Origin of the sequence: Campylobacter aviculae, from assembly GCF_005406215.1 — a bacterium.
GTDB classification, from domain to species: Bacteria; Campylobacterota; Campylobacteria; order Campylobacterales; family Campylobacteraceae; genus Campylobacter_D; species Campylobacter_D aviculae.
In genome coordinates this window covers 80,299-98,902 of sequence record NZ_NXMA01000002.1, presented here as the reverse complement: position 1 = coordinate 98,902, position 18,604 = coordinate 80,299, and the positions used below count along the sequence as shown (strand labels likewise).

17 protein-coding genes and 1 pseudogene are annotated in these 18,604 nt (G+C 29.6%); 6 read left to right on the top strand and 12 right to left on the bottom strand.

Annotated features, from left to right (window positions below; genetic code table 11):
* Positions 1-13: 13 nt before the first annotated feature.
* Complete coding sequence (locus tag CQA76_RS01340) at positions 14-766, bottom strand: hypothetical protein (protein ID WP_137621656.1); 753 nt, start codon at positions 764-766, stop codon at positions 14-16.
* A gap of 72 nt (positions 767-838) precedes the next feature.
* Here CQA76_RS01340 and mutY point away from each other — a divergent pair, with 72 nt between their 5' ends.
* The gene (mutY, locus tag CQA76_RS01335) at positions 839-1,858 is read left to right on the top strand and encodes an A/G-specific adenine glycosylase (RefSeq protein WP_137621655.1); all 1,020 of its coding nucleotides are present in this window, start codon (positions 839-841) and stop codon (positions 1,856-1,858) included.
* Here mutY and CQA76_RS01330 read toward each other — a convergent pair.
* A pseudogene (locus tag CQA76_RS01330) lies at positions 1,844-3,096 on the bottom strand (MFS transporter). The gene mutY and the pseudogene CQA76_RS01330 overlap by 15 nt on opposite strands.
* A 160-nt stretch (positions 3,097-3,256) precedes the next feature.
* Here CQA76_RS01330 and CQA76_RS01325 point away from each other — a divergent pair.
* Entirely contained in the window at positions 3,257-4,114 is an 858-nt protein-coding gene (locus CQA76_RS01325) for an SPASM domain-containing protein (RefSeq protein ID WP_137621654.1), read from the top strand.
* On the opposite strand, the gene CQA76_RS01320 is transcribed toward CQA76_RS01325, so the two are convergent.
* Genes CQA76_RS01320 through CQA76_RS01305 form a run of 4 tightly spaced genes read right to left on the bottom strand, consistent with a single transcriptional unit; the run spans position 4,103 to position 8,745 of the window.
* Positions 4,103-4,912: a helical backbone metal receptor gene (locus tag CQA76_RS01320; RefSeq protein ID WP_137621653.1), complete on the bottom strand. Its 810-nt coding sequence runs from the start codon at positions 4,910-4,912 to the stop codon at positions 4,103-4,105. The genes CQA76_RS01325 and CQA76_RS01320 overlap by 12 nt on opposite strands.
* Positions 4,909-5,685: an ABC transporter ATP-binding protein gene (locus CQA76_RS01315; RefSeq protein ID WP_137621652.1), complete on the bottom strand. Its 777-nt coding sequence runs from the start codon at positions 5,683-5,685 to the stop codon at positions 4,909-4,911. Before CQA76_RS01315 ends, CQA76_RS01320 begins: the two co-directional genes overlap by 4 nt.
* Complete coding sequence (locus tag CQA76_RS01310) at positions 5,685-6,659, bottom strand: FecCD family ABC transporter permease (protein WP_137621651.1); 975 nt, start codon at positions 6,657-6,659, stop codon at positions 5,685-5,687. The genes CQA76_RS01315 and CQA76_RS01310 overlap by 1 nt, the downstream gene beginning before the upstream one ends.
* The gene (locus CQA76_RS01305; protein ID WP_408608965.1) at positions 6,649-8,745 is read right to left on the bottom strand and encodes a TonB-dependent receptor; all 2,097 of its coding nucleotides are present in this window, start codon (positions 8,743-8,745) and stop codon (positions 6,649-6,651) included. Before CQA76_RS01305 ends, CQA76_RS01310 begins: the two co-directional genes overlap by 11 nt.
* Positions 8,746-8,967: 222 nt before the next feature.
* Between CQA76_RS01305 and CQA76_RS01300 the strand changes: the two genes are divergently transcribed.
* On the top strand, positions 8,968-9,729 hold the full coding sequence (locus tag CQA76_RS01300) for a HugZ family heme oxygenase (RefSeq protein WP_137621649.1): 762 nt from the start codon (positions 8,968-8,970) through the stop codon (positions 9,727-9,729).
* Positions 9,730-9,746: 17 nt separating this feature from the next.
* On the opposite strand, the gene prfA is transcribed toward CQA76_RS01300, so the two are convergent.
* The 6 genes from prfA to CQA76_RS01270 all read right to left on the bottom strand — a co-directional run bounded on the left by prfA (position 9,747) and on the right by CQA76_RS01270 (position 14,801).
* Positions 9,747-10,814: a peptide chain release factor 1 gene (gene prfA, locus CQA76_RS01295; RefSeq protein ID WP_137621648.1), complete on the bottom strand. Its 1,068-nt coding sequence runs from the start codon at positions 10,812-10,814 to the stop codon at positions 9,747-9,749.
* Between the two features lie 11 nt (positions 10,815-10,825).
* Positions 10,826-11,089 carry a 30S ribosomal protein S20 gene (rpsT, locus tag CQA76_RS01290; RefSeq protein ID WP_137621647.1) on the bottom strand — a complete coding sequence of 88 codons (264 nt, stop codon included), beginning with the start codon at positions 11,087-11,089 and terminating at the stop codon, positions 10,826-10,828.
* Between the two features lie 78 nt (positions 11,090-11,167).
* Entirely contained in the window at positions 11,168-11,668 is a 501-nt protein-coding gene (locus CQA76_RS01285) for a phosphatidylglycerophosphatase A family protein (RefSeq protein WP_137621646.1), read from the bottom strand.
* A 10-nt stretch (positions 11,669-11,678) separates the two neighbouring features.
* A complete protein-coding gene (locus CQA76_RS01280) occupies positions 11,679-12,824 on the bottom strand; it encodes a sulfate adenylyltransferase (protein ID WP_137621645.1) in 1,146 nt (381 codons plus the stop codon).
* Positions 12,805-13,689, bottom strand: coding sequence for a DNA-binding transcriptional response regulator (locus CQA76_RS01275; protein ID WP_137621644.1), 885 nt, complete (start codon positions 13,687-13,689; stop codon positions 12,805-12,807). The genes CQA76_RS01280 and CQA76_RS01275 overlap by 20 nt, the downstream gene beginning before the upstream one ends.
* Entirely contained in the window at positions 13,686-14,801 is a 1,116-nt protein-coding gene (locus CQA76_RS01270; RefSeq protein ID WP_137621643.1) for a bifunctional 2-C-methyl-D-erythritol 4-phosphate cytidylyltransferase/2-C-methyl-D-erythritol 2,4-cyclodiphosphate synthase, read from the bottom strand. The genes CQA76_RS01275 and CQA76_RS01270 overlap by 4 nt, the downstream gene beginning before the upstream one ends.
* A 140-nt stretch (positions 14,802-14,941) precedes the next feature.
* Between CQA76_RS01270 and CQA76_RS01265 the strand changes: the two genes are divergently transcribed.
* From CQA76_RS01265 to CQA76_RS01255, 3 genes are all read left to right on the top strand, one after another.
* Positions 14,942-16,048, top strand: coding sequence for an Mrp/NBP35 family ATP-binding protein (locus CQA76_RS01265; RefSeq protein WP_137621642.1), 1,107 nt, complete (start codon positions 14,942-14,944; stop codon positions 16,046-16,048).
* Between the two features lie 230 nt (positions 16,049-16,278).
* Positions 16,279-17,322, top strand: a complete 1,044-nt coding sequence (locus CQA76_RS01260) for an aldose epimerase family protein (RefSeq protein WP_137621641.1) — start codon at positions 16,279-16,281, stop codon at positions 17,320-17,322.
* Between the two features lie 89 nt (positions 17,323-17,411).
* Complete coding sequence (locus tag CQA76_RS01255) at positions 17,412-18,575, top strand: tetrahydrodipicolinate N-succinyltransferase N-terminal domain-containing protein (RefSeq protein ID WP_137621640.1); 1,164 nt, start codon at positions 17,412-17,414, stop codon at positions 18,573-18,575.
* The last annotated feature ends 29 nt before the right edge of the window (positions 18,576-18,604 follow it).

Genomic DNA, 18,604 nt, shown 5'->3' with positions numbered 1-18,604 from the left:
GAGTTTATTTTGGCTACCTACAATCAAATAAAGCTGTCGCGCTTAAGCTTTGTTTTGCATCTTTTATATTAGGTAAAGTCAGTTGCATATCGTTTGATTTTGCAGCGAAAATTCTTGGTGATATATTTGGATCTAAATTTGCTTTGAGTGTTTGTAGTATGCAGGATTTATTTAGATCTTTAGAATAAATTTCTTCATAAGAATATGCTTTTTGTAAAAGTTTGCTGTAAAGTTTTTCTTTATTTTCTTCTAAAAGTTCTTTTGAAAATTTAGGTTCTAAAGTAGGTATAGAAACTCCTACAAATGGACTTTTTTTAATTATAGAATTCAAATCATTTAAAAAGCGATTAAAATTGTCAAGTTCATTTTCTTTAATAACACATTCTAAATTCGCGTTCAGTCTTTGTCCTTTTATGGTTTGCATACCATCTTTATAAGAAAAGTTAGGCTCTAAAGAAAAACTTCCTCCACTGCAAAAATTATCTTTTTTAATGCGTTGTGTGATTTGATTAAAAGTATCGGCAATTTGACTTTTTTCTTCATCATTTAGAGTGATCTTTGTATCAAGATTTTCATTTGCCCAAAAATTGATATTTGCATAAAATTCATCAGGTTTTAAGTTTGTATTTACTTCTATATTTCTTGAAAAATTTAAAGCTTGATTAGAGTTTTTTGTCTCTAAAAACTCAACATTAAAAACTACTCCGGCAATAAAAAGCAAAAGACATAAAAATCCTATACCTAAACCTTTGAAAAAAGCTAACATATTTTCCTCTTTTTAAATTATTTTTATTTATTTTATCAAAAAAATTTTAAAATTTTTGATATACTTTGCTTCATGCAAAAACACAACATTAAAAAACTTCAAGAAAATTTACTTTTTTGGTATGAAAAAAATGGACGCAAAAGCTTACCTTGGAGGAATTTAAAAAGCTTAAAATGTGATGAACGTTTAAAAGATATTGACAAAGCTTATGGTGTGTATATCAGTGAAATTATGTTGCAACAAACTCAAGTAAAATCCGTTTTGGAAAGATTTTATTTTCCATTTTTAGCTAAGTTTCCAAATTTATTCACTCTTGCAGAAGCTAAAGAGGAAGAGTTGTTAAAAGCTTGGCAGGGTTTGGGATATTATAGTCGTGTTAGAAATCTAAAAAAAGCAGCTTTAGAGTGTATAGAAAAATTCGGTGGTATTTTACCAAAAGAGCCTGAAAAATTAAAAAAATTAAGCGGTATTGGAGCTTATACAGCGGGTGCAATTGCCTGTTTTGCTTATGATCAAAAAGTCGCCTTTGTAGATGGAAATATTCGCCGTGTTTTAAGTAGGCTTTTTGCTTTAAAAAATGCAAATATGAAAGAGCTTGAATCAAAGGCTTATCAAATTTTAAATTTAAACGATGCTTTTAACCACAATCAAGCCTTATTGGATATAGGTGCTTTAGTTTGTTTGCCAAAAAATCCAAAATGTGGCGTTTGTCCTTTTTATGATTTTTGCAAAGCTAAATTTAATCCAGAATCTTACCCAGAAAATAAAAAAATTCTTTATGAAAAGTTGAATTTATTTCTTGTTTTTATAGAATATAAAAATCAAATTGCAATTAAAAAAAGTCAAGAAAAACTTTATAAAGGTATGTATAATTTTCCTTTGTTTAAAGAAAGCGAATTTAAACTCACAAAAAATATGAAATATTTGGGAGAATTTAAACACAGTTATACCAAATATAAAATCAATGTTAAGGTCTATCATCAAATTTTAAAAATTAAAACTAAAGATTATGAATTTAAAGAATTTAAAGAACTAAAACACATTCCATTGTCAATACTTTCTTTAAAAGCTCTAAATTTAATTAAGTTCTGATTTTTTAGGTAAGCATAAAGTGGCTATAAGCATAATGATTGTAAAAATAGCTATATAGATGAAAAAGCCATTTTCCATACCTGCATTTTTAAACTGTAAGGCCATCCAAGGAGCAGAACCTCCAAAAACAGCATTTGAGATAGCATAACCTAGACCTATTCCTAAGGCTCTTACATGTTCAGGAAAAAGTTTGGCTTTAAAAATTCCAGCGACTGAAGTATAAAAACTTAAAATAATAAATAATAAGACCACTAAGATAAATATCAAATAAGAACTATTTTGTGCATTTTTAGCTACCAGTGTAAAAATAGGATAAATTCCTACAAGGGCTAAAATACAAAATGCAATCAAAGAATTTTTATGTCCTATTTTATCTCCTAGATAACCAAAAACAGGTTGGATGATCATAAGTATAAATAAAGCACCCAAAAAAAGATTATTAACAAGCATTTTATCCATACCCGCATTTTCTATAAAGGTTTTCGTATAAGTAGTAATAGTATAAAAAGCCAAAGAACCTCCAGAAGTTATTGCAAGTACTATTAAAAAAGGTTTCCAAGATTTACATAATGCTTTTAAGGTTCCACGATCTTCATGTTGATGAAGTTTTGCGGCACTTTCATGCATCATCCTTCTTACAAAAAGCGAACCAAGTGCTAAAATTCCACCTATGATAAAAAGTATTCTCCAAGCGTATTTCTTCATATCATCAATACTAAAAAATAAAAACATTATGCTAATACTCGCAACAGCTAGAAGTTGTCCGCCTATTAGAGTTACATATTGAAAAGAAGAGTAAAAACCACGCTTTCCTTCTGTGGCGAGTTCTGAAAGATAGGTTGCTGCTATGCCATATTCTCCACCCACGCTAAGACCTTGTATGAGTCTTGCTATTAAAAGTAAGATGATAGCAAGATCACCAACTGTATCTTTGCTTGGTAAAGCTGCTATCATAAAAGAACCTAAAGCCATCAAAATTACAGATATTACCATAGATTTCTTGCGACCCATTTTATCAGCCAAAGAACCAAAAAGCCAAGAACCTATAGGGCGCATAAAAAATCCCGCAGCAAAAACCCCAAAAGCATTGATTTGTTGGATTGTAGGATTATCTGATGTTGAAAAGGTATGAGCAAAATATGTTGCTGTAAAAGCATAGATATAAAATCAAACCATTCTACTAAATTTCCACTACTTGCAGCTATAATAGAACGGATTTTATGAGTAGATTTTTGCATACGAATCCTTAATATTATAAGTTTTTAATTTAAGTGTAGCACGATTTTTTTAAATACTTTAAAATACCTAAGCAAAGAAATAAAAAAATAAGAATTTTTATAAATAATGTTACCATTTTACTTGAAAATTGGTAAAATAACTGTTTTTTGGAATCAAAGAATGAAATTTAAAAAAATTTATATAGAATTAAGTGATATTTGTGGTTTAAAATGTGATTTTTGCCCTTCAAAAAAAGCAGTTCGTGGGATTATGAGCATAGAAAAATTTGATATTTTGGCTAAACAAATTCATAATCAATCCAAGCTTTTTACTTTGCATCTTTTGGGCGATCCTTTACTTTTGCCGGATTTAGAGAGTTATTTAAAAATTGCTAAAGAATACAAAATGAAACTTGAGATTACCACAAGTGGATTTTATTTTAACGATCGAAATAAAAATTTGCTTTTAATCTATGATAATATATATCAAATCAATATTTCTTTAATGGCTTTTTTAAGCCAAAATAAACTTTCTTTAGAAGAATATTTTAAACCTATTATAGAATTTTGTAAAGAACATTTAAAAAATAAAAATTCTAGTTTTATCAATCTTAGACTTTGGAATTTGGGTGCAGATTTTAAAATACCTAAAGAAAATCTAGTTATTTATGAATTTTTATCTAAAGAATTTCAAAAAAATATTGATAATGCTTTAATAAAAAATCATTTAGCAAGACATATTATCCTTCACCAAAATACACTTTTTAAATGGCCAAATTTAAGCGACACTCCTTTATATTTTCATGGAAAATGTTATGCTTTAAAAGAACAGATTGGAATTTTAAGTGATGGAACTTTAGTCCCTTGCTGTTTAGACACAAAAGGGGATATAAATTTGGGCAATGTGTTTGAAAAAGATTTTCAAAGCCTTCTTAAATCCGAGCGTTTGCAATTTATGAAAAAATCTTTCGAGGCAAATAAGCGCATCGAAAGGCTTTGTCAAAGTTGTGAATTTTTTAAAACAAGATTAGGGGGCTAGTGTTTCTAGTTTGGTTTTAAATTCCTTTATTCTATCTGTTATTTTGGGGCTTAATCGTAATAATATATGCGTATTCTTATAGCTATAGATTCGATCTGTTTTAGCTGCTTTTGTATTTTTTAGTAAAGTATTAGAATTTAGCAAACTTTGATGATTTGCATTAATGCCAAGAATTAACAAATCTGGATTTTGTTTGAGTATATATTCTGCTGATATTATAGGGCGTGCGATATCACTTTTTGGACTTAAATTTTTTATCCCAATAAGTTTTAAAATGTCAGCGATTAGAGAATTATCATTAAAAGCCATTAAAGGTTTGCTAGAATAAAGATATATCGCACTTTTATTTAAAGGATTTTTTTCTAAATTTTTCAAATTGTTTTCAAAATTTTGTAAAAGTTTTTTTCCTTGTTCTTCTTTTTGTGTGATTTTTGAAAGAGTTTGTATGTTATCTTTTATATCATCGAGACGCTCTGCTTTTAAATTGATATTTTTAATACCAAAATTGTCAAGTTTTTCTTTTAAATTCAGAGAATAAGAACTTAAAATCACCAAACTTGGTTTTAAAGAGAGGATTTTTTCAACCGATGGATTTGAAAAAGTACCTACACTTGGAATTTTAGAAGTTTTGTCTTCAGGATAAATGTTTGAATGCTGTAAAGAAGCAATGCCTACAATTTGATCATCTGCATTTAACATAAAAAGTGTTTCAACGCTTGCAGGATCAAGTACTATAATGCGTTCTTTTGCTTGCATTATTCCTAACAACATCATACATAAAATCAGTATTTTTTTCATTTTATTTCCTTTAAAGCTAAAATATAAGGTTTTGAGTTTTGGTAAATGATTTCACAATTTAAATTGTAAATTTCTTTTAAAATTTCTTTTTTAAAAAGTTCTTTGGTAGTGCCAAAATATTGCACTTTTCCCTTTTTTAAAAAAAGTAATTTATCACAAAATAGTGAAGCAAGATTTAGATCATGAAGTATAGCTATAATAGTAATTTTTTGTTTTTTAATTAAATTTTCACAAAAACTTAAAAGCTCAATAGCATGATTTAAATCAAGTGCTGAGGTAGGTTCATCTAAAAATAGAATTTTTGGTTTTTTAAGCAAGGCTCTTGCTAACAATACTTTTTGGAATTCACCCCCACTTAAAGACAATATATCTCTTTGTAAAAATCCATCTAATTTTAATGTTTTTGCAAGTTCTTCGACCTCTAAAATATCTTTTTTAGAATAAGTTTTAAAGGTATTTTTTAAGTGAATATATTTACTCATCAAAAGCGTATCTATGACTTTTAAAGGTGTTCTAAGCTCTGAATTTTGGGGAACAAATCCACAAATTTGAGCAAATTCTTTAAGTTTAAAATCCTTAATATTTTTATCAAAAAGTATTATTTCTCCACTTTTTGGGGTTAAGTTTTGAAGCATGAGTTTTAAAAGAGTGCTTTTCCCTGATCCATTAGGGCCTAAAATTCCTATAAATTCTTGTTTTTTAAGATCTATATCGATATTTTTTAGTAATGCTTTTTCATTGTAGGAAAAATTTAAATTTTTTATTTTTAACATTATAAAAATCTCCTAACCTTTAAGGCTAAATATAAAAATATAGGTGATCCAATAAAAGCGGTTAAAATCCCTATAGGAATTTGTACAGGTGCTATAATTGTCCTTGCTAAAGTATCACAGATGAGTAAAAAAAGTCCTCCAAAAGCTGTGCAAAAAGGTATCACTAAGATATTGTTATAATTTTTAAATAAAAGTCTTACTGTATGAGGTATAATAAGACCTACAAAGGCAATCAGACCTGTAAAGGCCACAGCAAAAGATACAGCCAAAGAAGAAACTATAAGCAGATTGATTTTTAGTCTGCTTGCATCCACTCCTAAATTTCTTGCTTCATCATCTCCACTTAAAATGATATTGAGTTCATTTTTATGTATATAAAAATATGATAGAGAAAAAATCAAAGGAGGGATTAAAATCATAACTTCAAACCAAGAAACCGATCCTATGTTTCCCATCAACCAAGCGACTATCTTAAAAGAATCTTCTCCTATAAGATAGGTAAAAAAAGAAGTGAAAGCTCCTAAAAAAGACGAGATAGCTATTCCTATAATGAGTAATGTGGCTATGGAAGATTTTGAAGAAATTTTAAAGATTGCTAAGGTAAAAAAAGCTGAACAAAAAAATCCTAAAATTCCATAAAAATAATCAGGTAATTTTAGCAAATACGCCAAAACTGCACCAAAGGTTGCTGCCGAAGCTATACCGATAATATAAGGATCTGCTATGGGATTTGAAAAGACATTTTGTGTGATAGCTCCGCTACTTGCTAAAAGCATTCCAATTAAAATGGCCATGATAATACGCGGTAAGCGTCCATCTATTATAATTTGACGCAAGATTTCATCTTCTGAAAAAAGATAAGAAATAAGTTTGCTTGGACTTAAATTTTCATCCCCTAAGCAAAGGGAGATAAGTGCGATACTTAAATAAGCTATAAAAATACCTATACTCCAAAAAAGATTTTTAGAAAGCATATTTAAACTCTAAATAATAATTTCTACCATTTCCAGCTAGGTATTGATTATTGACACTATCTTGATAGGTGTAATATTGTTTATCAAAAAGGTTTCGAATTCCTCCAAAAATTTGTAGCTTTTTATAGTGATATGCCAAGCCTATATCGGTGAGTGCATAATCTTTTATCCAACTATTTTTACTCATTTTTCCAGTATTTTCATCTATAACTCCACTGTCTTTAGATCGAGAATAATATGCTAGATCCAAAAAAGTGCTTAAATTCGAATTGATAAAGTATTCAACTCCGGCTGTAGCTTTTATTTTTGATACATAAGGAATTCTTTTTCCATCATTAACACCTTTTGAAATTTTAGCGTCTATATAAGCTAAACTTTGTCTAAAAATCAATTCATCATTTAAAAAACTTTGGCTTAGATTAAGCTCTGCCCCGATACGACTTGTTTGATCTATGTTATAATATTTCCAAAACGCACCGGATTCAGAATGCGGATTTCCAAGATATGAGATCTCGTTTTTGCTTAAAGTGTAAAATAGGGTTAAATTAATCCCGTAAAAATCCCACCAAAAATCATTCATACCTAGCTCAAAAGTATTAAAAGTCTCAGAATCTAAATTTGAAGAATAGTATTTTTGTGTTTTTTGATCTTTATTTACAAATTGTGCAGGAGATGGAGAGATAAATCCTCTTTCGTATTTAAGATATACATTTCCTGTATTGGAGTATTTAAAATTTGGAGTGATTTCAAAAGCAATATTATCCCCTTTATTATCAGTGCTAAATGCTTCTGTATTATTTTTAGGTGCTTGAGAAATGATCATTTTGCTTATGTAGTTTCTATCGGTCTTATAAAGACTATATTCATATCTAGCCCCGCTAGAAATACTGAAAATATCATTAAATTCATGAGAGTCAAGAGCAAAAATGGAATGACTTTGTTTATTCATATCCATAAGAGTTGTCATAGTGTGATTGATTGAAAACACATTTGGGATATTTACATCATAGTGGATAATACTCGTTCTTTTTGCATCATGATTTGCAAATTCATAACCAAAAACAAGATAAGAGTTATTTTTGTAATTATATTTACTTTTAAGATTAACGCCTGTAATTGTATCTTCAAAATTGCTTCCATCTTGATATACAGGTATATTCATTCCTCCAAAACCCATTGTAGAAACATCTTTAAGATAATTTATTTTCTGATTTTGCCAAAAGCTAGCTAGATCAAATTCCCATTGATCGTTAAGATAATAGTGATAATCTAAAGTAATTTCAGGTCTATTGATTGAACTAATACTTTCACTGTTACCTTTTTGTTTAGGATTATCTTCAATTTGTGCCTTTGTTAAATACCCACTACCCGTATTTTTACTTTTAAAATAGTTATAACCCAAGATTAAATCACTATATTCATTTGGATTGATGTAGGTTTTAGTATTGATAAAATAACCTTTCTCATTATAACCTTCTTGATAGCCATCTATATTAAAACCTTCTATATTAAAATTAAAAGCAAGTTTTTCATTTATTTTTTTAGCCATGTTGATTTCTAAATTTCCGCCAAGTTTATGGTGATTATACCCATTCCCTTTTATACCAATAGAAAATGCATTTTCTTTTTGCTTTTTTGTAATGATATTAATCACTCCTCCACGAGTCCCATTTCCATAAAGTACAGATCCTCCACCTAGAATGATTTCTATACGTTCGATATTATCAATATTGATACTATTTATCGGAGTTATCCCATGAGAATTATCAAGCATGTTTATAGATTTTCCATCTACCATAACTTTAACAGCAACATTAGATTTATCACCTTGACCTCGCATATCGACATTGCGTCCTAGTCCGAAATTTACAAAATTGATTTCAGGAATTCTTTCCAAGGCTTGTTCTACAGAATTAAAACCTTTTTTTTGCAGTTCTGAACCTTCTATAACTATAACATTTCTTAAATTACTATCAGAATCTTGCTCAAAACCGCTCGCGGACACAATGACTTTATCGAGCTTTATATCAGTTTCTTGATTAATTTCTTCCGCGTTTATATCAATAAGTAAAGAACTTAATAATATCGGTATTTTTATCAGTTTTAAATTTTTATACAATTTCAACTCCTTAAATAAATAATGATAATATATATCATAATTTAGAAGTGAAATTTATCGTTTATTATCTTAAAAATACATAAATTTTTTAAATTCAATATCATACATAAAATTTTAAGATTTTTTTAATTTGATAATTGATATCATTTTTATGTTTAAATAAAAATTTTTATGAAAAAAAGGAATAAAATGAATTTAGAAAGTATTATTTCCCATATGAATGAACACCATCAATCAAATTTGATTGATCTATGTAAAAAATTTGGTGGCATACAAGATCCAAAAGATGTAAGATTGCAAAGTGTTGATTTTACAGGTTTAGATATAGTTTATAATGGTAGCGAAAATTTGCGCGTAGAATTTCCAAAAAAAGCCAATGAGGAAACATTAAAAGATACTATAATATCTCTTTGTATGAGTGCGAAAGCAGAAGAAAATTTTCACGGAGTTGGTAAAGAAATTGAAGAATTTAAATTAAGTTTTAATTCTGTATGCTTAGCAACATTAAATGAAAACAATGAGGTTGTATGTTCTTATGCGCCTTTTGTAACCACAAATTGGGGAGATTATATCTATATCAGTGAAGTTAGTGAACATTTTGGCAATATTAAGAAAAATCCAAATAACATAGAAGTTATGTTTTTAGAAGATGAAAGCAAGGCGGCTTCTGTAATACTTCGTAAAAGATTGCGTTATAGAGTTAATGCAAGTTTTATAGACAGAGGAGAACAATTTGATAAAATCTATGATGAATTTGAAAGGCAAACCGGCGGAGAAGGCGGTATAAAAACTATAAGAAAAATGCTTGATTTTCATTTGGTTAAGCTTGAATTTGGAAAAGGACGCTTTGTCAAAGGTTTTGGACAAGCATATGATATTGATCAAGGTAAAATTACCCATGCAAGTGCAGGAGCAAATGGAAATCCACACAAATTCCCACATAAACACTAACTTTATACAAGAGCAATTTATAAATTTTGCTCTTGTAAAGATTCTGCTTGATAATGAGCAATTAAAGGTTCGATGATTTCATCAAAAAGTCCATCTTGCATAATAGAATCCAAGCGATATAAAGTCAAATTGATGCGATGATCGCTGATGCGATTTTGAGGAAAATTATAAGTGCGTATGCGTTCGCTTCTATCTCCACTCCCTACTTGAGATTTTCTCGCTTCACTTTCTTTTGCCAGTCTTTCGCTTTCTTGCATTTCATAGAGTCTAGCTTTTAAAACTTTCATTGCACTTTCTTTATTTTTATGCTGACTTTTTCCATCTTGATTGACAACAACTATGCCAGTAGGGATGTGAGTGATACGAACAGCTGAATCAGTGGTATTAACACTTTGTCCGCCGTGTCCTGAAGAACGCATAACATCGATTTTTAAATCGTTAGGGTTAATCTGTATTTCAATATCATCAACTTCTGGCATAACGGCTACAGTAATGGCTGAGGTATGGACCCTTCCTTGAGATTCTGTTTGGGGAACTCTTTGGACTCTATGAGTACCCCCTTCGTATTTAAGTCTAGAATAAGCTCCTATACCTTTAACTAGCATTATAATTTCTTTAAATCCTCCCACACTTCCTTCACTAGAGCTGACTATTTCTAATTTATAATTACGATTTTCCGCATATCTTGCATAAGCTTTTACAAGATCTCCCACAAATAAAGAAGCTTCATCTCCGCCAGTGCCTGCACGAATTTCTAAAAAAATATTTCTCTCATCATTAGGATCTTTAGGCAAAAGTAAAATTTTAAGTTCTTCTTCAAGCTTTGGTTTTAACTCTTCTAAAATTTTTAATTCTTCTTTAGCAAGTTCTCCAAGTTCATAATCATTAAGTAAAGCTTTGTTTTCTTCTATGCTTTCTAAAGTTTTTAAATACTCTTTGGCTTTTGATACAATAGGTTCTAAATTTTTTTGTTCTTTTGAAAGAGAAGTCATTTTTTCAATATCATTGATGATATCAGAGTCGCTAAGAAGAGAATTTAACTCTTCGTAGCGTTTTAAAAAAGGTTCTAATTTATCAGCTAACATTAAAAATAAAATTATGCAATTTTATTTACTAAAAGAGCTAAACGGCTCACGCGACGTGAAGCAGTTTGTTTTTTAAGAAAACCGCGACTAACCATAGCATGAATACTTTTATTAGCTATTTTAAAAGCTTCATTTGCGGCATTTTTATCATTTTTTGCAGCTGCTTCTCTTACAGCTTTTGTGATATTTTTAAGTCTTGTTCTATAAAATCTATTTCTTTCTGTTTTTTTAATAGTTTGTCTTGCCCTTTTTTCAGCAGATTTATGGTTTGCCATTAAATGTTCCTTTTTTGAAATTTTAAGGGTTAATTATATAGGAATAAAATTTAAAATTTCATTAATTTAAGTAAAATTTCAAAATAAATTTTTTAAATTTATATCCCAAGTTACAAGATTAAATTGAAGCAAAATTCCGTAAATTACCGCACTTAAAAGTCCTGCAAATAAACCCGCTAACATATCATCTAGCATTACGCCCAAGCCGCCCTTAACCTTTTTATCAATCTTTCCTATAATAGAAGGTTTAGTGATATCAAAAAAACGAAAAAATATAAAAGCCATTAGAAAATTAAGCAAAGAATTTGCACTACTTGCCGCAATTGCACAAGCTAAAAATACCCCAGCAACTTCATCAATCACTATATGCTTATCGTCATGAATTCCTGTTTTGTTTTCATAATCGTCTATAATGCGTATGCTTATAATAAAAATTAAAAAACTTAACAATAATAAGGTTGTAATCTCTAAATATTTTAAGATGAAAAAAGCAGGAATTAAAGCAGCAATGGTTCCAAAAGTTCCTGGTGCTTTGGGAGAGCAACCTGAATAAAAAAAAGTTAAGAAAATTTTTTGCATTTTTTACCTTTTAAACTATATAAGACATTTGATGTGTTTCTAAAAGCTTTTGATAAAATTCTTCATCTTTTTTATATTCTAAAATACCATCTGTAGCAAAAAGATCATTATACATTTTTTGTAAATTTTTAAAACGATTTGGAAAAATAGAGGATAAAATCATACTAGAAATTTCTTTTCGCATAAAAACTGCTGGTGGAATAATTCCTGATCTTAATAAATTTTTTAAAGATTGGGAATTATAATGTAAATGATGATGACTTCCATGCGGACAAGAACGAGTACTTACTATCATACGACATATATCACAAAATACAAATTCAGGTAAAACAATCACTTCTATACCATAATCCTTTGAAAACTCGTCTAATATTGTTTTTGGCTGATTTCCATCATAAAACATTCCAAGTCCAGTGTGATTTTGTCCCACTACAAGTTTAGTACAACCAAGATTTTTAGCTATGATGCTTTCAAGTCCTGGATTTAAGTGTGAATGAAAAAGATCAATATTTTTTAGAGGAAAAATAAAAATTCTATCTGGCGGTAGATACTTTTGAATAAATTTTTTCAAATATTTTTCTTTTAAATCAAAATCAAAGCCATCATTATCAAAAGATTCTACTAAAAATATAACAACCAAATCCGCTTTATCTATAGTCCAACGAAGCATCCTTTCATGGGCTCTGTGTAAAGGATCAAGACTTGTAACTAAAGCTGTGATTTTTTGAGCATTAAGATTTTCTTTTACAAGTTTAAAATTTTCTTTTATTGTTTTTATGGAAGAATTATAAATTTCTATTTCTCCACTAATACAAATTTCTCCATTGTTTTCTAAAGAGCAAGTATGGGATCTAAAAATACTAGAGAAATTTTTATCATTTTTAAATTTCTTTTTTAAATCAATATGCCCCACGATTTTTCCATTTAAAAGGAGTTCTATTTTGTTTCCTATTTTTAGATTTTTAGCATTTTTTGGAGAAAAAATTAAAGGATAAGGAAAACTTTCGCCTTTAAATTTTCCAGTTTTTAAAATTTCTCTATTTTCATTTTCATCCATCAAATGAGTACAAGTTCCTAATAGTCCTTCTTGGATAAGAGAAAGAATTCCTAGTTCATTTTTATTGATAACAATATTTTTATTTTTTCTTAAGATCATATTTTTTCCTTTTTTGCCATAAGGATTTACGAGAGATCCCCAATTTTTTAGAAAGATCAGTATCGGAAAAGGTATTTTGGTATTTCAAAATTATGTATTTTGCATATTCATCTAGCGTTAAAATTTCATTACTTATTGTATCTTTTTCGCTATCATTGAGATTAATACAATGAAATTTTGTATTTTCTATATTAGAATTCGTATGCAAAATCACACTCTTATTTTTTATAAAATCAAATAATTTTTCTTTTTCTAAAGGTTTTAGGATTTGTAAATTGCTTAAAAATAATAAGGTATTATCCATATAAGATTTGATAGCTTTTTCAACAGAGTTTGCTATAGTTAAATCAATATATAAAAGCATTATATTGCATTCATTCAGATATTTAAAAACAAATGCATCAGCAGAACTTTGGATATTGGATTTTAAAATGATGGGAAGCTTTAATTTTTTATAATTATATTCTGGAATTTTAATCATTTTTAATCGAGATTTTATATAATTCTCATAAGATTTATTCAGTATAGAAAATTTCCTAAAATCTTGATGATGTTTGATTTTTCTTATAAGCTCTTCTATCATAAAAGGTTTTTGTATGTAATCGTTCGCACCCATTTTTAAAGGGTTTGAAACCGTATCGGTGCTAATATAAGAAATTAATAAGATGATAATGTTGTGTTTAAAATGTTCCACAGCCTTTAAAAAATTACTTGTATTAGTAGAAAGCAATATAATATCATAATGCTTTTCATTGCTATATTCGTCAAATGAATTTATAATCGTGCAATGATATCCAGCACTATTTAGTTTTACATTAATGCTTTGAGCTAAATAAATTTCATTTTCTATGATTAAAACTTTCATAATTTTGTCCAATCAAAATATTTCAAATTCACATTACTTAAAACCGCTATACCTTCTTTACGGCCGATGAAGCCTAATTGTTCTGTAGTGGTGGCTTTTACATTGATCCTGTGTTCGCTGATATTAAGGGTTGAGGCTATGTTGGCTCTAATTTCTTCTTTAAATTTGTGTAGTTTTGGAGTTTCTGCGATAACGCAAATATCAGCATTTATAAGCTCAAAGCCGACTTCTTTGACTTTTTGATAAGCTTTTTTTAAAAGTTCCATAGAATTAGCATTTTTAAATTTCATATCTGTATCGGGATAAAGTTCGCCTATATCGCCTAAACTAGCAGCACCTAAAATCGCATCGGTTAAAGAATGCGCTAAAACATCGCCATCTGAATGTGCTTTTAAGCCCATGCTAGGATGAATTTCGATACCACCCAAAATCAAAGGTCTTGTTTGGCCAAATTCATGGACATCAAAACCATTTCCGCAAAAAATTTCACAACTAGGTTTAGGAAGATTTAATTTAATCAAATCTTCTTTGAAGGTTAGTTTTCTAGCATTTTCCTCGCCTTCTATAAACCAAATTTTCCCGCCTACAGCTGCAATGGCAGTGCTATCATCTGTAAAATCAGAATTTTGTTCCAAAGCTTTTTTGAGTAAATTTGTACGTGAAATTTGCGGTGTTTGAATCAGTTTTATTTTTTCTCTTTGTACGGCCTGTCCATCAAAAAGCGTGGTATCACAAACCTTTAAAGCAGGAGTGATGCAATCTGCTTTATCGATATTTTCAAGCAAACGTTCGAATAAATTTTTGCTGATAAAAACTCTTGCGACATCACTAACCATAACAAATTCTGTTTCGACTAATTCCAAGGCTTTTTTTAAAGATTGTGCTCTTGAGTCTCCACCTTCTATGATTTCATAGTTTTTTGTAAATTTTTTCATATAAGAAACATTACCAGAAGTAACAATTATTTTTTTAAATGGATAAAAAGAACTTAAATTTTTTGTCGCATAAAGCCATAAGGGATCTTCTCCTATACGTAAAAATTGCTTTTTAACTTCCATATTTAAACGTGTAGAATTTCCAGCTGCTAGCATAATTAGACTTAATTCTTGCACTTTTCATTCCTTGCAAAATTTTGTAATTTTTATATAAAATAAGCTAATATAATGTTACCATATTATACACTTACAAAAAGCTAAATTTTAGATTTTTATGAGTAAAATAATTTTTTAATTTTTTAAGGAAAGTTAGAATTATGAAAGAACAAATTTTAGAAAAACTCAAAAGCGTTAAATATCCTAGTTTTGAAAAAGATATAGTCAGTTTTAATTTTGTAAAAGAAGTTAAAGTAGAAAATAATGAAGCTTTTATCAATATCGAAATCGCCTCATCTAATCCTGAAGTCTCTAATGAACTTCGCAAAAATGTTAGTGAAGTTTTATCATCTTTAAATTTTAAAAATATAGAAATCAATATCATTACCCCAAAAATTCCTGATGAAAAAAGCAATTCAAGAAGTGGTAAAAATATCGTTCCTCAAGTAAAAAATTTCATCATGATTTCAAGCGGTAAAGGTGGTGTAGGTAAATCAACTACAACTGTAAATTTAGCTATTTCTATGGCAAAAATGGGTAAAAAAGTAGGAATTTTGGATGCGGATATTTATGGACCAAATATCCCAAGAATGCTCGGGGAAACTAAAACTCAACCTGAAGTGGTTGGACAAAGGCTAAAACCTATTTTAACTCATGGAGTTTATATGATGAGTATGGGAGTTTTGATCGAGGAAGGGCAAGGACTTATGTGGCGTGGAGCGATGATTATGAAAGCTATGGAGCAATTACTTGCTGATGTGATTTGGCCTGAACTTGATGTTTTATTTTTAGATATGCCTCCAGGAACAGGTGATGCGCAAATCACTTCCGCACAAAGCATCCCAATCACTGCAGGTGTATGTGTAAGCACTCCACAAACCGTTTCTTTAGATGATAGCAAAAGAGCACTTGATATGTTTGATAAACTTCACATTCCAATCGCAGGTATTGTAGAAAATATGAGTGGGTTTTTATGTCCTGATAATGGCAAAGAATATGATATTTTTGGTAAGGGAACTACCGAAGAAATGGCTAAGGCTTACAAAAGCGAAGTTTTGGCACAAATTCCTATTGAAATGATTGTTAGGGAAGGTGGAGATGAAGGAAAACCGGTGAGTTTTTATCATCCTGAGAGCGTGAGTTCAAAGCGTTATTTAATAGCAGCTGAAAAAATTTGGAATTTTATAGAAAAGATCAATAATGAAGGGGGAGCAGATAATTCTGCAATCCAACCTATCATGAATGGAAAAAGCGCTTGTTCGCATTAAGAAAAATTTGAGTTTTGGTTTCATTGAGTGAAATTTAAAATTTTGATTTTTAAATATAACAAAAAATAAACTTTAATTGTGTGAATATAGATTGAAAGTTATATAACAGCGAAATCATTGTTTGGTAGGTAGCTATAGGCGAGTTGTATCATTGGCTTTTATATGATTGATTTTGGTATAGTCTCTAAAATGTTTAGGTAGAAAGACGCTTTACTTTTGAAAGGATTAAAATGAAAATATTGCAAGAAGCATTTGGTGATTATAACAATGAAAAAGTTACACGAATTCGATTAATCAATGATAATAATGTAGAAATTTCCTGCCTCACAATGGGAGCGATTTGGCATCAATTTTTAGTTCCCACTAAGAACGGGGATCATCAAAATTTATTATTGAGTTTTGATGATATCAACGATTATTACTCAAATCCTCAAAATATTTGTAAATCAATCGGTAGGGTTGCTGGAAGAATCAAAAACGCATCATATGATTTAAATGCAAAGCATTATAAATTACCACAAAATGATCATGGCAATACTCTTCATGGGGGCCCACATGGCTTTTCAACTTGGAATTGGGATTATTCAACTTCAGTTGATGAAAATGGGATGAGTGTGACTTTTCAAAAAAAGATCGATGAAAGTATGGACGGCTTTTTTGGAGAGATACAAGCTAGTATTGTTTATACTTTAGACAATCAAAATAAAGTAAGCATTGCATATAGTGCGACAAGTGGCAAAGAAGATACTTTGTTTAATCCAACGTGCCATGTTTATTTTAACTTAAGCAATCATCGTGATTTGACAACGCATGAATTACAAATCAATAGTGATCATATTTTAGAAACCGATGAACATTTAATCCCTACTGGAAAATTCATCACTGTTGATAACACACCTTATGATTTTCGCCATTTTAAAAATGTAGAATCCGTGCTTAAGGAAGTTCGTGGATTAGATACAGCGTATGTTGTCAATCAATCCGGTTATAAGACTAAAGCGGTTGCTATTTTAAGAGATAAGGAAAGTAAGCGTCAGATTATCGTGTATTCTGATCGTAATGGACTTGTTGTTTATACCCCTGAAAATATTGAAGGGCAAAATATTTCATTCAGTCGAGATAAGGGTAATTTGGCTAATAAAAATGAAGGAATTGCTTTAGAAGCACAGATTTTACCAGATGCAATCCATCATGAAAATTTTGGTGATATTGTGTTGCCAAGTCATAGTAAGCAAACCTACCATATATCATTTGCATTTGAGCAGTTTGTTTAAGTAGTAAAAATTACTTTAATCGAATTATTGTAAAATAAGAATTCAAGTTTTATTTTGATATAATCATTAAAAATAAAAAAAGGAATCAAATGTCTATAAATACCAAGGAAGATTTTTTACTTTTAATCAAACAAATTGAGCAAAAAAGTGGCTATAGAACTCCTAAAGCCTTTGGTATAGCAAGGCTTGATAGAGGACAAATCAATAAAAATAAAATTTTACAAGCAAGTTTTGCTTTGATTAATTACGAGCAAAATTTTGCTTCAGCAACGATTATGCTTGAAGCTTTTATGCAAAGGGGTATTGAAGTTGATTTTAATAAAAGCGAATTCACACAGGTTTTAAAACTAGAAGATATCGATTTTGCTTTATCTTGTTTTAAACCTTTTTTAGAAGAAGAAGGGCATAAAAATATCGATTTATTAAAGTTGATTAAGGAAAAATTTAAAGACGATGAATTTGCTTTTGTATGTCTTTTTGAAGATAAAGAACCTTTAAGTGTTGAAAGCGTTTATCTTAAACTTTATTTGCTTTCTACAAAAAAAGTGCCTTTAAGAAGTATCAATCTAAATGGCGCCTTTGGACTTTTAAGCAATGTTGCTTGGAGTGATGATAAGCCTATAGAGCTTGATTATTTAAGAGAAAATGAAATGCGTTTCAAGATGACTAATCAATATCCAAAAATTGATTTTGTTGATAAATTCCCAAGATTTTTAGCGCATATCATACCTGAAGATAATACAAGAATTTTAGAAAGTTCAAAGGTAAGAATGGGTGCTTCTTTGGCAGCGGGAACAACGATTATGCCAGGCGCTTCTTATGTGAATTTCAATGCAGGAACAACGGGAGCTTGTATGGTAGAGGGTCGCATAAGTTCAAGTGTAGTCGTGGGAGAAGGATCTGATATAGGCGGAGGAGCTTCTATATTAGGAGTTTTAAGCGGAACAAGCGGAAATGCGATCAGCATAGGCAAAGCTTGTCTTTTAGGCGCTAATTCTGTTACCGGCGTTCCTTTGGGTGATAATTGTATCGTTGATGCAGGAATTGCAGTGCTAGAAGGAACTAAATTTTTATTAAAAGATGCTCAAGAACTCGCAAAACTTAATCCAAATTTTACTTTTGATAAAGAGATTTATAAAGGTTTAGAACTTCAAGGCTTAAACGGACTTCATTTCCGTCAAGACTCTACAACCGGAGTTATGATTGTTGCTTTAAATAAAAAAGCAGTCAAACTTAACGAAGCTTTACATTAAGATAAATTCTCAAGCTTAGCTTGGGATTT